The organism is Egicoccus halophilus, from assembly GCF_004300825.1.
Classification (GTDB): domain Bacteria; phylum Actinomycetota; class Nitriliruptoria; order Nitriliruptorales; family Nitriliruptoraceae; genus Egicoccus; species Egicoccus halophilus.
In genome coordinates, this window is sequence record NZ_CP036250.1 from 3,793,965 (window position 1) to 3,810,539 (window position 16,575).

The following is a 16,575-nucleotide window of genomic DNA, read 5'->3' on the forward strand; positions in this document are numbered from 1 at the left end:
CCCCCGGTCCGGTGTTGCCGTCAGCGCAGTCCTGTGCGAGGCGGGCGCGAGACGTCGAAAGCCAGGTCGCTCGAGCCCTCCCCGCGCCCGACACCGACCCGATGGCTTAACCACGAGTGGTAGGTCCCGTCGGCGGCGCGCGCCAGCTGCCAGTGCAGCCGGGTCCGGCGACCCTCGCGGCCCACCTCCTCGGCCGCGACCCGCAATGGTGTCTCGAGGCTGAGCAGATGCCCCAGGGGTGCGCTGGCGTGGACCATCCCGTCGGCATCGACACGCTCGACGGTGCGCAGCTCGAGCTCCAGCGCACCGACGTCCGCCCCGCGCGGGACGACGGGCACCAGAGGATGCCAGTCTTCGGGGATCGCCGTGTGCAGGCGGTAGACCAGGTCGATGTCCGGCACGTCGACGTCGAGCCGCTGGCTGGTGCCCGGCACGAGGCCGCGGCGTCGGGCCTCTCGACGCTCGACCGCCCCACCCAGGATCCCCGGGGTGCGTTCCTCGACGGCCCAGACGAGGTTGGCCAGCTCGTCCCGGAACCAGGCCACCTCCTCGATCGCAGGTCCCTCCTGGCCGGCCGGCGCGACGGCCGGCAGGTGGAGCAGCCCGGCCACGCGCGGCGCCGCGCCGAGGCGCGTGGACGTCGCGTACATGCGCCAGCCATGACCATCACGGTCGGTCGGGGCGATCGTGGTCTCGACGCCGAACACGTCCCGAACGCGAAGTTCGCGCACCGCGGCGACCGAGCCGGTCGGTAGCGTCACGGGAACGACGAACCAGTCCGTTCCGTAGCCGAGCGCGAACTCGTCGAGCAGCAGGTGGGTGAGGTCCGTGCGTGCCACCGTGGTCGCCCCGAACCGGACGGTCGTCGGCTCGAACTCCCAGAACCGGTCGGCGGGCATCCCGCCGTAGTAGGCGGGAGTCGGGACGGCGTGGCGGACCAGGGTGCGACCGTCGGCACCGGCCCCGCCGAGGGACTGCCGATGATCGGCCTCGAACTCGAACCAATCGAGGCGTCCACCGCCGTAGTCGTCTGCATGCAGTACCACGTCACCGTCGGACAGACGGGCCTGGACCGCGAACGCGTACTCGAGCCGTCGCGTCTCCCACGCATCGCCGCCGGCGTCCGTGGCCGGCTCGTCGACGTCTGCTCGCCACCAGGTCAACCACCGGTCCGCGGCGGCGACGATGCGATCGAGCTGGCGGGCAGGCACCTCGAGTTCGTCGGGCAGATCGTCCGGCCGGCCGTCGTCGCGGAGCCGCTCGAGCGTGGCGGCGACCGCCTCGCCGTCGGGGACGCGCCCGACGGCGGCGTCCAGCCAGGCGGCACCGGCCGGGTCGTGGGGAACGAGATGGGCGATCGGGGTCGAGGCGAGATCGAGGGGGAAGGTCGCGACCCAGCGGGAGCGCTGCGCACGCGATGCACCAGCCGCAGCCAGCAACCGCAACAGGTGCTGGCCCCCGTCGACTCGGCGTCGAACGCCGGCCATCGTGCCTACGACCGGTCGCTGTTCGACCACCGCTTCGAGCGGGAGGTGCCGCGCATCCATGTCGCTCGCTCGCGACGCCGCCGTCCCGCCCGGACGGCCAGGGTGGTAGCGGGTCACCGGTGCCACCTCGACGGTCGTGGTCACGTCGATCGGCGTGCCGGCGTCCTCGCCGGCGAACTCACCGAACTGCCATTGTCGCGACAGCGACCACAGGGGGTCGGCGAGCTCGGCCCGCAACTGCGGTCGCATGTCGGACGAACGAGGAACCGGTTCGAGGCGGTTCCACGTGGTGATGCTCATCGGTCCACCTCCACCATGCCCCACGTCTTCACGGCATGCTCGACGAGACGTTGCATTCCGAACGAGGCCGTCTTGTTCTCGAGGTCGAAAGCAAGGTAGGTGGCGGGCAGCACGCGGCCGGCCAGCGGCAGGTCATCGATGTCGAGCGTGCGCATCCGGGCCAGCTCGATGGTGTCGCCCACGACGTCGAGCAGGACGTCGAGCCGCCAGTGCGCGGCATCAGGATCCGGTGGCACGGCGAGCAGGATCGCCTGTGGTGGGCGGGCGCCGGGGGCGTCGTGGTGCACGGCCACCCCCGTCGTCCGTTCGGTGCTCGGCACCAGTTCGTGCCACTGGTCGATCACCAGCGCGTGCAGGCGCTCCGGTAGCTCGTGACGGGCCCCTTCCTCGGCGCGGCGGTGAAGGAGCCAGGAGGTGGTCGGCAACGGCGCACCGTCGGCCGGGCCGAGCCGGCGACCGACCCAGGGTGTCCCCGGCCGGTGGGGTGTCTGCCCGATCACGAGCTGGGTCGCGTCGACACCGGTTCCGAACAGCTCGGCCTGTCCGAATACGTCCCAGAGCCGACCGACGGACGGGCGCACGCGGGCGTGGGCGAGCAGGAACTCGGTCGGAGCGAAGGGCTCGTCGTCGACGAGCGCCGGGTCCCCCGCCGCGAGGGCGAAGCGCCCGCGGGCCTCGCCCCTCGTCGTGACGGGGACGACGACCGGCACGTCGTCTCCGAGCAGCGTCTGGATGCGGGTCGTGTGGAACCGCACCTGTTCGAGCGCAGACACCTCGCCGCCGCCGGTGGCGACCTCGGCCTGGTGGGCGGTGAAGGTGGCGACCACCTCGTCGTGGCGGGCTTGCAACGATCGGGCGATCTCGACCGCGGCCTCCACCTGGGCGCGCAGGCCGTCACGGTCGTCCTCGAGGGCCTGGGTCTCACGGATGCCGAGCTCGACCCCTTGGCGGCGACGGCTCCGCAGCTGGCTGATGGTGAGACTGCCGACGTCGGTGACGCCGGCCAGATCGGCGACGAAGGCCGCGGCGACGTCGGCCCGCGTCTGCACCTCGGCGACGTCCTTGGCCTCCCAGCCGGCCGGGTCGTCGCCCGCATCCTGCCCGGCGAGGTCCTCCGGCGCGAGGGACCGTGCGCTGCCGAGCAGGTCGGCGAGGCGACGAGCGAGCAGGACGAGGTCGGTCAGTCCCATCGCGTCCGACGGGCCCCCCGGGGCGGGGCCGTCGTGGGCACGCAACCCGACTGCCCGCTCGTCGGTCACCGCCGTCGTGAGACGAGCTGCGAGGTGGCCCTGTAGTTCGCTGCCCTCCGGCCCACCGCGGACGGCGGCCAACACGGTGGACAAGGGGGACAGTCCGAGTTCCTCGAGCCCGACCGTGATGGTGGCGAGCACCTCACCGTCAGCGTCGAGCACGTCTGCGGCCAGGTGGTAGCGAGTCGGATCCCCGAGGGCATGGCCGACCCAAGCGTTCACGCGGGGAGCGACGCGGGCACGCAGGTCCGACAGGCCGCTCCAGCCCGCGGGTGGCGTGGTGTCGTCGAGCACGAGCAGGAGGTGGTGGTCGACTCCCGTGGCGGCCGACGGCGTACGCGCCACCTGGATGTCGGGGGGCAACTGCTGCCGGTCGAGTGCGGACATGGCTGCTGCGGCCCTGTCCGCGTTGCCGGCCACCATCTGGAACACCGACTCGCTGAGCAGCAGATCGCCGAGCGCGTCGAGTGCGTCACCGAGGCGGTCGATCTCCTCGATCAGGGCAGGCCGGTGCGCCGCGTCCACACCGGCCCGGTCGAGCAGGCGTTGCCGTCCCGCGTCGTCGAGTTCGGCGAGTTCCGCGCCGTTGACGACGTTGCGCACCGCCGTCGTGGCCACGGGTCCCCGGGGGGCCCGTGGGTCCGTGTCCGCACCGAGCGGGTGCTCCCGGCGGATGTCGAGCACATACTCGACCAGTTCGACGTCACGGTCCCGGAGGGCGCGTTCGAACTGGTAGCCGAGCAGCGCGCCGAGCGGCTGCCCCTGACGCAGCCCGTCGACGAGCTTCATCGCGGTGCGCACTCGTCGCGACGACAGGTCGATGGCCGTTGCCTCGGCTGCCGCCGGATCGCGACGGGCGAGGTGACCCGAACGCAGGACGGCTGCCGTCGCGGCGTGGGGCACCGACGGCGCGTGCACGAAGCCGTGACTGACGGGACCAGCGGCAGGGCGCAGGTTCTCGACCCAGCCGTACGCGCCCACGTGCAGCCCCGCGACGCCGGTGTCCCGCTGCGCGTGCAGGCGCCGGGTCGCCAGCGAGGTCTCCCAAGCGTCGAACCGGTGCGAGACCGCGTCCAGGACGTCGGCCGTGGTGTCGTGCAGGGCCTTCGTCGGCGCACCGACCAGTGCCTCGAGACTGCCGCGGAACTCCGCGATCTGGCCGCCCCCTGGCAGGCGAACGAGGTCGCGGTCGGTCCGGTGCAACAACCACTCGGCGACGCCCAGCCGCCCCGTCAGCTCCGGGATCGCCACGTGCGCGAGCTCGCCGACGTCGAGATTGAGGCGAGCCGACACCGTGCCGGCGTCCTCGACGTGCACCTGCGACAGCTTCTTGGCGACGGTGGCCGCCTTCGCCGTGGCCGTCTTCGCCGTCTCGGACGACGTGGGCAGCGCGATCTCGCGCTCACGCAGCGCCACCTGGAGCGGCGCATGGATCTGCAGGTGGTCGAGGATCGTGGTGGCCGAGGCGCGGGCCACCTCGAGCTTGGCCGCATGGACGAGCAGTGCCTCGAGGAGCGTGGTTGCTCTGCTCGGTTCGCCGACGGCCCGCGCGTAGTCGCCGGCCGAACGGAGGTCCCGCAGGATGCGCGCCACGTAGTCGTCCGTGAGAGGTGCGGTCGCCTCGGTGCCAGCGCCGGTGACGAGCGGGACCGGAAGGGGCACCTGGTCGTCCTGCAGGGTCCAGTCCACGACCGCGGGCCGCCCCTCGACCCCGAGGATGGCGAACAGCAGGTGGGCACTCGACTGCTGGACGTTGAACAATCCCGTCCATCCCGTGGTGTTGGCCACCGTGCCGGGGCCAAGGACCGAGCGCACCCGCCAATGGCTGGACCGGCTGGAGCGCTGGAGCAGATGGACCAGGTCGGCACCAGGGTCGTCGCCACTGCCGAGCTGCCGGCTGCTACGAGCGGCCAGCACCCACAGCGGTCGCAGACGGCGCAGCATGCTGGCCAGGATCGTTTCGGTCTCATCTCCCCGGTGGTGACGCAGGGAGGTGACCGGGAGGATCCCGTAGGGCTGTGCGCCGACGCGCAGCGGTGCGAAGGGCCCACGTGGCCGCACGTGGAGGCGGAAGTGGTCCCGGATCCGGCTGGCGAGCTCGTCGGGCACGAGCGGCTCGAGGACCTGCCGCAGGAAGTAGCCGAGCGTGGGCTCCCACAGTGCGGTCGCCATCGCCCCGGCCAGCGGGTCGTGACGGTGCTCGGCAGCTGGGACCCGGTTCAGGGTCGAGGAGCTGGGCAGGCCGAACGCGCCGGCGAGGCGCGCACCCGCGCCATCGGCACCGACGGCGACGGCTGGCCGGTCGGGCCGCCCCGGCCGCGGGCGGTCCGGGATCGCGTCGGCATCATCGGCGTTGGTCGGGGTCCCGGCCGGCACGTGGTCCACTCCGTCGGTGAAGTGGTGTGCCTCGAGCAGCCGCTCGAACTCCGCCGCTCGACCGGCAGGGGTGCCGGCGGCGACACCGACCGCGGTCAGGCGGTCGAAACCGGCAGCGAGGCCGCCATCGACGTCCCCGGCCCGGATGGTCACGGCCATGCCGGCCGCCACCGCGGCATCGAAGTCGACCAACCACCGGGTGGCCTCATCGATCGCGAGCTCGTCCTGGACGTCCGGCGGTGCGTCGACGTCGAGGTTCGCCGCGTCGGTGTCCGGATCACCCATGCCGGTCGCGAGCGGGTCGGTGACCAGCGCCGACCAGGCGCGGACCACCTCGGCGTCCCCGCGGCTGCCCACGACGAGCCAGCGGCTGGGCAGCAGCCGCGCTCGGGGCGGCGTGGTCACCGCGGCGTCACGTCGTGGCGCGCTGGCGAACAGCGGCTCGTCATGACCCAGCTGTTGGTGGTTCGTGGGCCGTGTCGCTCGCAGGACCCAGGCGACCCGGCCGGGTCGCCGGCCCTCCAGCGCTGACTCCCACAGAGCAGCCGCGACCTCGTCGGTCGCGTCCCACCGCTGGCGCCACCATGCTTCGCCGAACGCGGCTTCCTCGTCGGTGAGCAGCGGTTCGTGCTGGTCGACGTGCACCACGTCGGGGAAGATGCGCACCCGCAGCTCGTCACCGACGAACCGCGTCTCGAGCCGCACCGGCAGCAGCGCAATCGGCACGGAACCGTCGTGACCGGCGAGCGGGTCGGACTGCACGACAAGGCCGTCGAACCGGTTCCGTAGGTCGCGGTGGTGCTCGAGCAGGCCAGCGACTTCGCCGTGCACTCGCGCCTGCTCGCCCCGGACGCGGTCGAGCCTGCTCTGCAACCTCCGACCGGTGGCGGCAGTCGTTCCCGGATCCGCCAGCAGCCGCTCGAGCCGCTTGCGCTCGGAGACGAGTTCGGTGAGCCGAAGACGTTCGCTGTCGAGGTCGTGGTCGACCCGGTCGAGGTCCTGGCCGAGCGCGTCGAGCACACGCCGGTCAGGAGTGCGGCGGGGGTCGGGGTGGGTCGGCATCAGACCTGGTCCAGGATCGCGGAGCTGTGAACGGCGACCCGGAAGGGACGCTGGAAGGTGATGGCGGCCATGTCACCGGCGTCACGACCGAAGACGGCCGACGGTGAAGGAGGCGTGGCGAGCGGCCGGGACGGATCGGCGCGCAGTTCACTCGGAACTCGCTCGAGATCGAGGTGGGCTCCGGGTTGGACGCCGACGTGGTCCCAGGCGAGGTCCGACCACGTGGGCGGCATGTCGGTCGTGTCATCGGTCTCCCCGTCGAGACCGAAGCGCGGTTCACTCGGTTGCTCCTGGAGCACGAACATCGTCCCGTGTCCCGCGCGTGCCTCCGCGACGCCGAAGTCGAAGCCGACGAAGGTGATGTCCGGCTCCACCCTCCCGGCGAAGACGGGCGTTCTCGGCACCGCGACGGCATCGATGCGCTTGTCGGCCGTGGCCGCGATCGCGTAGATGACCGTCCTCGGAAATCGACGCAGCAGCGCACCTCGCACGAGCAGCACCAGGTTGCCGTCGGCGTCCCCCCCACTGTGCGAACCGAGTCCGCGGCGACCGTCCCACTCGTGGATGGGCGCGATGTCGTCGCCGTCGTCGAGACGGTCCCAGAACCGTCGGAACGGCGTCCCCCGCCGGTCGGTGGGATAGCGGCGCCACAGCAGTTCCCGGTTCATCTCGTGGTTGGCCCCGACCAGGAACGCCTCGACGAACCGCGGATTCGTTTCGAGCAGTGTGATCGTGTCGTCGGGGATGGCCCCGGCGCCGGGCAGGAACCGTCCCGGGTCGAGGCGGGCCAGGTCCAGGTAGAGCGGGCGGTCGAGCACCGGCCCGACCATCACCGGTGCCAGGTCGCGATCCTGACGCAGCAGATCCACCCGTCGCGTCCCGCCCGGGAACTGCGCGAAGCGGTGGCCGCCGATGCGCAGGCGCTCGTCGACTCGCGCCTGTGCCACCGGCGTCGGCCGGGTCGCTTCGACGACGACCGCGCCAACGGCCTCGAGATCCAGTTCGGCTCGCGGCGGGGGAAGCGGCACGACCGCCGTGGCGGATCTGGCCAACACCACCTGCAGGTCACGGGCGAACGCCGTCACCTGTTGCGCCTGTGCCAACGGCTTGTCGACCGTGGCCGACGACGGGTCGCCCGGCGCGACCACGTCGGGCAAGGCGCGCACCTTCGCGGCAGCATCCCGCACGTCCACGAGCGGTTGGTCGCGGCCGGTCGCGATGCGGAGCACCTCGTCTCTGGTGCCCTCGACCCGAACCACACCGAAGCGGTCGAGAGCCAACGGCTGCACGGCGTCGCCGACCTTCCGGACGCCGATCACGCGCTCGTCTCCACGTCCCGGCGCGGCATGGACGAGCGCGCGGAGTTGCTCGACCGCAAGCAGCAGGTCGGCGGTCGGGGAGGCCGTGAGGCGGAGCGCTGCCAGATGATGGTCGTCGAGGACGCCGACGTGACCGAGGTCGCGGCGCGGCCTCGGCGGCGACACGGGGCTGGACGTCAGCTCTTTGACCCGCGTCTGCAGGGTGCGGCTGACGTCGGCGAGTTGCTCGAGCAGCGAAGGGTTCGCGACCTCAGGAGCGAGGAGCTCCTGGAAGCTGCCGAGGTGAGCGGCGAGCACCGTGTCCACCAACCCATCGGGGACGACGGACACCCGCGGCGGCAGCTTGCCGACCGGAAGCAACGACAGGCCGTCGAGCGCCGCGTTGTCGACGCGGCTTCGCGTCCGTCCGGCGCGGGCCGAGGCCGCGCGCAGCTTCGGATGGCGCGGGCTGGCCAAGCGCTGGAACGAGCGGGTCTCGAGCCCGGCCGGTGCCGTCGAGGCGTCGAGGCTGGCCAGCAGCGTGGTGCCAGCGTGACGGATGCGCCCATGCGCGGCGTGGGTCAGCACGAGCCCGTCGAAGGCATCCCGGGCGGCAACGTGCCGCTGATGGAGCCGCTCGGCCACGAGGGTCATGGCATGGCTGGTCTCGAGCAGTCGGTTCGCCTCCACCACCTCACCGACCTGCGTCCAGGCCGCGTCGACGTATTCCTCCTGGTTGGCGCGCACGACCTCGCCGCCGAGGCCGGCGGCGGCACGGTGCCGCGGGTCGACGTTGAGCTCGCGCAACCAGGTGGGACCGCTGCGCGAGGCCGGGATGGTGGGGCATGCGGCGTGCCACGAGCCATACACCGGGGGCGCCACCACCTCGCCATCGGCGAGCGTGCCGCCGGTGACCGCGGCCGCCGGACCGTCGACGAGGTCGATGAGTCGGGTCACCCAGCCAGCGTGTCGAGGTCCGAGCTGGTCGCCCGAACCCGGTTCGGGAGCGCGCAGGGCCCCTTCCATGCCGACGGTCGCATCCTCGGCGGCGAGGTCTGGCAACGCGGGATGGGCAGCCCCGAGCCACATCCTGGCCGTCCCCACGCCTTCGGGCAGCGACGTCGCCTGCAGGCGCCTCGCCAGCGACTCGAAGTCACCGGGGGGACCGGTGGTGAACTCCCAGTGGTGGTACATGGGAAGCACCACCCGGTCTTCGCGCCCGGTCAATGTCCACGCCGGGCCGAGCACCTCACCCGTGAAGGGCACGCCGAGCCCTGCTGCCACACCCGCGTCGAAGGCGGGCACGAGCGCGGCGTGGTAGCGCACACCAGGCTCGAGCCGCCGCGGGCACAGCAGCCGGGAGACCGCCGACGGCGCCGCAGCAAGGGTGGACGCCGTCAGGGAGTCGCCGGCACCGGTGATCACCTGGGTGTGTGCCCATGCCCAGCTCTGCGTGAGGTTTGGCAGCTCCGCGTCAGGCACCGCTGGGGCCTCGATCACCATCCGCGGCAGGGGTGCCCGGGCCGAGAGCCCGAGGGACACCCCGGCGCCCGCTCGCACGACGACGAGCACCAGCCACGGCCGTAGCTGCTGGTCGCTCCCGGCGGCGGCGGGCGTGAACATCCACGGGAGGTCGGGCTCGTCGAACTCGACCGCGACGAACTCGTCGGGAGCCACGTCGACCGCCGAGCGCTCCGGAACGGTCCGCACGATCGTGTCGGCATCGAGCCCGGTCACGTCCCCAGGCCCGTAGGTGGCGACGTCCGCGGTGGCAGCAGTGCCATTGACCCGGACCGACACGGGCAGAGTGGCGCGCAGCGGCAGCGACCCGCCGGTGTCGACCTCGGTCAGCTGACCCGTCATTCCGCGACGGGTCCAGGGCAGGAACCGTGTCGTCATGCCAAGACCTCCGCCCGTTGGACGGCCAGCACCGGGCCGGCCACGGCCTCGGACCACTGCATCGCCTCGGTGAAGGTCATCGGACGGTCGCCGGTGACGGCGTGCTCGGGCAGCGTCACCGGTGCGAGCGTGACGGCATCGACGACCTCGTGACCGGGTTCTCGGACCTCGATGGCGAGCCGGTCGTGGCCGACGAGCCGGAGGTACCGGGCCCGTTCGGTGTACGCGGCCGCGCCCCAGTGGCTGAGCGTGACGAGCAGGTCACCCCGGAGCAGCGTGAGCTCGCTCACCTCCGAGGCCTGAAGGTACTTGGTCTCGTGCTCGGGCTCGAAGCCGACGTGCCGGTCGGGCAGCACGAACCCGTCGAGACCGATCGCGATCCCGGCGTCGAACCGCTCGAACGACGGCGCCGCGAGCTTGTCGTCCTCGGAGAGGTCGAGGTACTCGGCCCGGGCGAAGTGTTCCTGGACGAGCCGGACGTCGGTGGCCGGGACGCCGCCGACCTCGACGGTCGCGAGGTCGATCGTGTAACGAGGGCCATCGCTCGGCCGGCTGGCGCCGACGCGGGCGACGTCGATGCCCAGTGGGACCACCGTCTGGCGCGCCTGCAGTCGCCCCATCGGGTGGACGACGACCTCACCGAGGCCCGCCTCGACGGGGCGCAACGTGACGAGAGGTCCCGCCGGCAAGCTCGCCTGCCAGGCATCCGCGGACGTCAACGCCTGCACGACACGGGACAGGACGGCGACGTTCGGCAGCGGGGTTGCGGGGGCCGCGCCCCAGGCCTCGTTGACGTCGACGTCCTTGTCGAAGCCGAGGATGGTGACGGTCGCGTAGCCCGTGAGCTGCCAGCGTCCCGGTCCCGTGAGGTTCCCGCGGAAGCGCACCGAGGCGAAGTCCCACTTCTTGTACGAGATCGAGGCGCCGACCCGGAAGTCGATCGTGAAGTGGAAGCGTGGTTCGAACACGAACAGCGCGTCGAAGCCCAGGTATGCCTCGACACGAAAGCCCATGACCTCGGCGCGGACCGACACCTGCGCCCCGACTTGGAAGGTGTTCGAGGTGATCGCGAGATAGGCGGCGAGCTCCGCACGGAGCTTCCCTCGGACCAGGGCGAAACCGATGCGGTCCTGCGGCGGCAGCCCTGGTGGCAGATCGGTGAACGCGGGATGGAAGCCGCCGACGGCCATGACGAAGGTGGGTCGGTCACCGAAGCGGGCTCGGACCGTGAGTGAACCCGTCAGCGGCAATCCCGAGACGTGGGAGTCGCGCAAGCGCGCGTCGATACCGAGTTCGAGGTCGCTCACCTCGAACCAACCCACGATGTCGACCAGCAGCCGGACCAGCGCCGGGACGCCCTCGATCGGCGGCAACCGCACCTCGAGCTGGCCGATCAGGACGATCCGTGACAGCGTCGGTCCGGCGCCGCCACCGCCCAGGACGTCGTCGAACTGCACCACCAGTCCGAGTGACAACGTGACGATGCCGGTGCCCCAGCCGAGTTGGAGCACGGGTCCGAAGGTCAGTGCGCCTGGGACGATCGGAAACACCGCACGAAGGTCGTTGAGCAGCCCTGGCGCCCGGGCGACCGGATCGTCGGGGAACAGCACGTTGTCGAGCGCCCCGGTCCGCATGCCGGCGGTCAGCGCATCGAGGCTGACCCCGTGCTGGATGCCGAGGATGCCTCCGACACCGTTGAGCGTGAATCCGTATCCGAGCTGCACGGCCGGGAATTCCGCGTAGACGAGCAACAGCAGCGCGTAGCCGTCGGCGCCGCCGGGCAGGTCGGTGGTGAAGATCCCGACCGCCTTGAGCGAGAGCGACAGCGCCGGGATGCCGAGTTCCAGGATGCCGGCGTACTCACCACGTTCGGGGTCGAAGCTCAAGAACCCACCGCCGCGGACGACCCCGGCGTCGATCCGGACCCCGATCCCGGTCGGCAGCCTCGGCGCGAGCGCGAAGGGCGGGCCGTCACCGCTGCCGAGCGCTATCACGGCTGCCAGGCCGACGTCCTCGAACACCATCGCGACCGGTCCCAGCGCGATCCGCACGTCCGCGGTGGCCGCCACGGACAGCCCGTCACCGAGCTCGAGAGCGACGCGCATGCCGGACAGCGCGACGACCCCGCCGATGTCGATGCCCTCGGTGAACTCGAGCACGAGCGACGCGGCGCCCGACAGCCGCAGCCCGTCCCGGATCGACCAGGCCAGGCCGAGGTCGAACTCGATCGCGTTCTCGAAGTCGACGACGGCAGCGACGGCCGCACCGAGGTCGGCGGCGCTGAACACGATCCGGGCACCACGCGCGACCACCTCGAGTTCCACATCGAGGCCGGTGGCGGAGACCCCCGTCTCGAAGCGGAGCTCGATCGTCCCGAGTTCGATGCGGCTGCCCATGCCACCGACCAGGACGTCGAGGTCGAAACTCGCACCGACCGCTGCTTCGGCGGTCACGTGAGCGTCGAGGTGGACACCGTCGGCGTCCACGACGATCGCGGGCGCCGCCGTGCCCGCGTCGACGCCAGCGAGCAGCACCATCACCGCCAGATCGATCTCCCAGCCGTCGCGACTGAACCGATGCGAGTAACGGCCGTGCGGCGCGAGCTCGAGCCCCGGACCGGTGGTTCCGCGGCTGGAGACGTCCGATCCGGACAGCACCTCGTAGGTGGTGCCGACACTCGCGTTGCCGTCACCGTCGGCGACCGGGAAGGTCAGGTCGATGAAGCCCTTGCGGCCGAGGTCGAGCACACGGTCGGCGTCAGCGAGCGCGTCGGGATGCAACTCCCAGCGGCCACCGACAGCGCGCAGCGCCGGGTCGAACAACCTGGCCACGAACAGGTTGGTCGTCGCCGCCAGCGCACGCTCGTCGATGCCGTGAGGCGCGAGGATGTCGCGGACCGTGGCGACCGGGTCGTCGAGCAGATCGAGCAACGCGGCCGGACGGAGTCGTTCGGCCGTTCCCGCCCGTCGGACGAGCCACCCGCCGAAGGCCCGCTCGTCGACGTCGACCGTGGTGATCAGTCCCAGGGGCGAGGCGAGGTGACGCACGACGCGTCGGCGCCGCAACCAGCCGACCAACAGTCGGTGGACGACGTCCTCGCCGAGTGCCTCGCGCGTCGCCGAGTCGCCGCCGGGCCCGGCGGCCGTGAACGCGTCGATGAGGTCGCCGAGTTTGGCGACCACACCGAGCACGTCCACCGTGGCGCGGGTGAACTGGACCAGGTCCTTCGGATCGAGACCGTCCTTCGCTGCTTCCACGGCGGCGAGGACCGTCCCGGCCGTCGAGGTGATCGGCGCGACGTCGATCGTGCCGTGCAGGTGCCAACCCGCCGAGCGCAGGAAGCGTCGGGTCGCGAGCAGCGGGTCGTCGGCCTCGGTGATCTCGCGTATCGGTTGCAACAGGTCGGTGAACTGCTCGAGTGCGACCACGACGAGGTTGGTGGTCATGTCCCGACCTCCGCGGGCGCCCCTGGCAGCGAACCCCACCCGGCGCGATGCAGCGTCCCGTAGACGTCACCGCGGGGTACGGCGGACGCGGCGGCACCGCCGGCTGCGGGCTCGTCGAACGGATACCAACGCAACTCGTGCCGGACCTGGACGATCTCGATCCCCCGCTTCTCGACGCCCACGAAGCCGAGGTTGGCATGGCCAACGACCCGGCGGGCCAGGGCTTCGGCCCGGTCCGTGCGCGAGCCGGTGGGCAGGCGTTCCGCGAGGGCGGGGTAGTTCGGTACCCGAGCGGGACGCCCGTCGCGCAGGACGGTGCCCTCGATCTTGAGGCCGAGCGAGGGGTCGAGCCCGAGGTCGCGGTACAGCTCGCGCAGCAGTTGGCGACTGAGTTCCCGCGCGGTCATGAAATCGCCGAGGATCGCCAACAGCGGATCGTCGAAGAACTCGACGATCAGGTCCGCCGTCGCAGCGATCTCCCAGGCGAGCTGTTGGAGCCAGAGGCGCGCCAGGGTCTCGGGCGAAGCGAGGATGCGCTGTACGAGCTCGTCGACCACCTCCCAGTCGAAGGGTTTGGCCCACCAGTCGCGCAGGGGCTTCAACGGATCGAAGCCCGCGAGGTCGTCGAGCAGGTCGGCGATGGCGGCCTTGGCGAGCACCGCCAGATGGCCGGCGGCGGCCGCCCCGTGATCCAGCACCCCGAGCCAGTCCGACTGCAGCATCAGGAACGTGCCATCGGGGTCGTAGAGCACGTCGTCGGCGTGAGCGAGCGCGCGCGTCGTGCCGTCGGAGTTGCGGGTGCTGGACGAGGTCAGTTGCACGTAGCGAGTTCGTACCGGGGTGCCGTCCCGGTCGCCGTTGCCGTCGACCGGGACGGTGAGCGTCACCTCGTTCACACTGCTGCCGGCGTAATGGACGTCGCCGGAGAGCACGATGGCACACGTGAGCTCGCGGGCTGCGCTGAACAGGTCGCACATGGCAGGAACGTTCACGCTCCAAGCCTCGAAGTCCCACTCCTCCTCGCCGGCCTCGCCAGCCGCCATGGCCTTGGCCACCATCGTGCGTTGCATCACCTCGACCAGGCGGTTGCCGAAGATCGGTGCAGGGCTGAGCACGAACGTCAGCGGCGACGGCCGGGTGGCCGCCAACGCGTCCGCGACCATGAACTGCAGCGCCGGCCGGCTGATGAGGGCCGCGCCGAGCCGGTGGCTGCCGTCACGGAACAGCTTCGCCGCATGCCGTCCGACCGGTGTCGTCGCGGCGAGGTGGTCGAGCTGTTGGAGGGCCGGACGCAGTTCGTCGAGCAGCGCGACGTGCGCGGGGACGGATCGGCCGAGGGTGGTCAGTGAGCTCCACACCGTCTCCCCGGCATGGCTCGCGACCTGAGCCGCCGCGTTCGCCATGCCGGCGGCCGACGCGACCGTCGCGGTTGCCACGAACTCTGCGAGGGCGAGGAAGAAGTGGCCGAGCTCCTGGCTCTCGGGACCGAAGTCGAGGGCGGCCAGGTCGCGCACGATCTCGGGGGCCAGGGCGCCCAGTTCGTCGTCGCCGAACGCATCGAGCGCGCTCACCAGCGCGGGCGTGTCGGCGAGCAACGCCGGCCCGAAGCGCGGCCGGCCGTCGAGGAGCTGCCCCGGCGGCACCGCTGCCCGCCCGGGCAGGACCGCGACGAGACCCGCGTAGGCGGTGAGCAGCGCCGTCAACTTGGTATGCACCGGCCCGACTGGATCCGTGAGGGCCTCGGCGAGTTCGACGGCGCTCGACAGGACGACGCCGAACAGCGAGAGCGCTCCGTCGTTGGAGGTCGACCCGGCGGTCATCCAAGCCTGCGCCACGGCCTGCAGGTAGGTGCCTCCGCTGGCGAGCACCTCCCCCGGCGGTGGTGGTGCCGGCGCGAGCGACTCCCAGCTGAACGGGTCGTCGTCGGGAAATCCTCGCCAGGTCCGCGTGTCGAGCGCGAGGAGACGGTGAGCGGGGAACGCGATCGCGTAGTCCCAGCGAATGCGTTCGAAGTCGCCGCGCATGCCGCTGACAGGGATCGGCTGGTCGTCGATTCCGAGATCGAGCAGTTCGTCGGCCGCACGGCGATTGGCATGCTTCGTGAGCGGTGCCGGATCGGTGTCCCCGCCCCACGTCCACAGGTCGAGCAGCTCGAGCCCCTGCCGCCGGTTGCCTTGCGGATCGACGTCGAAGTCCTCGGGCACGTTGCCCCAGTGCTGGAAGATCGCATAGGCACTCAGGCCGTTGCGCAACAGCCGCGGTCCCACCTCCCCGAGCTCGCCCGCCTGCCCTTCGCCCTTGAGGGCGCGGCGAACGCGGTCGTTCAGATACCAGTCGTCGGTGACCTCGTGGTCGTCGAACATCGTGTAGGTGGCGACGTTGGCCAGTACCCTGCGGACAGCGCAGGTCGACGTCGCGAACCCCAGCACCTTCGGCGCGGTCTCCTCCCACGCGTTGACGGCATCGGCATGGTGGGACGGCGCCCCCAGCGGCGACGACGGGCGAGGCGGCAGCGTGTAGGCGCCGGTCGACGGGTCCGTCGCCCACAGTGCGTCGGACCAGGCGAACAGGTACATCGCACACCACTCGGCGAAGCGCAACAGGTGGTTGCGCGAGTACCCGGTGTCCGCGTCCCGCTTGATCTTGGCCCGTTCGAGATACCGGGTGCGCCACCCGGGTGAGACCGGGTAGGCGTCGTCGGTGGCGGGGAGCGATTCGTCCCAGCCCAGCAGCTCACGGCCCACTTCCGTGCAACTGTGCAGCAATGCGCCCGCGACGTCGTCGGCGTAGATCTGGTCACCGGTCAGCACCAGCTGCTGCGGCCGCTCGGCTGGGTCGTCGGCGACCAGGGGCTCGTTGGTGAGGCGGGTGAACTCGAGGTCGAGCAGATGCAGGGCGTCGGCTTCCTTCTCGCCCCCGCCATGGGGCTTGCGGCAGGAACCGTGAACGATCCGCAGCTGTCCCGGGTCCACGACGGGCGTGACGAACGTCGGCAGCTTCCCCACCTCGTAGCCGAGGGGGAACCGCAGACGCTGTTGGCTGACATCGATCCCATCGACCGGCACCGAGCCGCCGAGCAACCCCAGCTGGTGCAGGCGTGCCTCGCCTCCCGCCTCGACCAGGACGGCGTCGTAGCTGCACAGTTGCCCTGGTCCGACCGTGGGCAGCTGCACGGTGACGAGCGCGACGTAGAGGTGCTGGCCGATCCTCGTCAGCGCACGTGTGCCCGTCGCCACCGGACCGGCCGCGCCGGTCTGCTTGCGGCCGAGGTGCACCTCCACACGCATCGAGCCGGGGACGCGCGTGGCGAAGAAGAAGTGGGCTCGCTCGACCTCGACCCGACGCACGATCGGACCGACGAGCAGCCGCGGCATCTGGACAACCGGTCTCATACCGACGGTCATGGCCACTCCCCCACCCCGAGCTAGACCATACGTTCACCGTCGGAACGCGTACC

General features: G+C 71.5%; 5 protein-coding genes. All 5 read right to left on the minus strand.

Translation table 11 applies throughout. The annotated features are described in order from the left end of the window. Positions 1-20: 20 nt before the first annotated feature. Genes ELR47_RS17265 through ELR47_RS17285 form a run of 5 tightly spaced genes read right to left on the minus strand, consistent with a single transcriptional unit; the run spans position 21 to position 16,522 of the window. Positions 21-1,787 carry a hypothetical protein gene (locus ELR47_RS17265; protein WP_130651003.1) on the minus strand — a complete coding sequence of 589 codons (1,767 nt, stop codon included), beginning with the start codon at positions 1,785-1,787 and terminating at the stop codon, positions 21-23. Continuing rightward, entirely contained in the window at positions 1,784-6,475 is a 4,692-nt protein-coding gene (locus ELR47_RS17270) for a hypothetical protein (RefSeq protein WP_130651004.1), read from the minus strand. The genes ELR47_RS17265 and ELR47_RS17270 overlap by 4 nt, the downstream gene beginning before the upstream one ends. Further along, positions 6,475-9,672: a hypothetical protein gene (locus ELR47_RS17275; protein WP_130651005.1), complete on the minus strand. Its 3,198-nt coding sequence runs from the start codon at positions 9,670-9,672 to the stop codon at positions 6,475-6,477. Before ELR47_RS17275 ends, ELR47_RS17270 begins: the two co-directional genes overlap by 1 nt. Beyond that, positions 9,669-13,118 carry a DUF6603 domain-containing protein gene (locus ELR47_RS18540; protein WP_165404172.1) on the minus strand — a complete coding sequence of 1,150 codons (3,450 nt, stop codon included), beginning with the start codon at positions 13,116-13,118 and terminating at the stop codon, positions 9,669-9,671. Before ELR47_RS18540 ends, ELR47_RS17275 begins: the two co-directional genes overlap by 4 nt. Next, positions 13,115-16,522: a hypothetical protein gene (locus ELR47_RS17285; RefSeq protein ID WP_130651006.1), complete on the minus strand. Its 3,408-nt coding sequence runs from the start codon at positions 16,520-16,522 to the stop codon at positions 13,115-13,117. Before ELR47_RS17285 ends, ELR47_RS18540 begins: the two co-directional genes overlap by 4 nt. Positions 16,523-16,575: the final 53 nt, after the last annotated feature.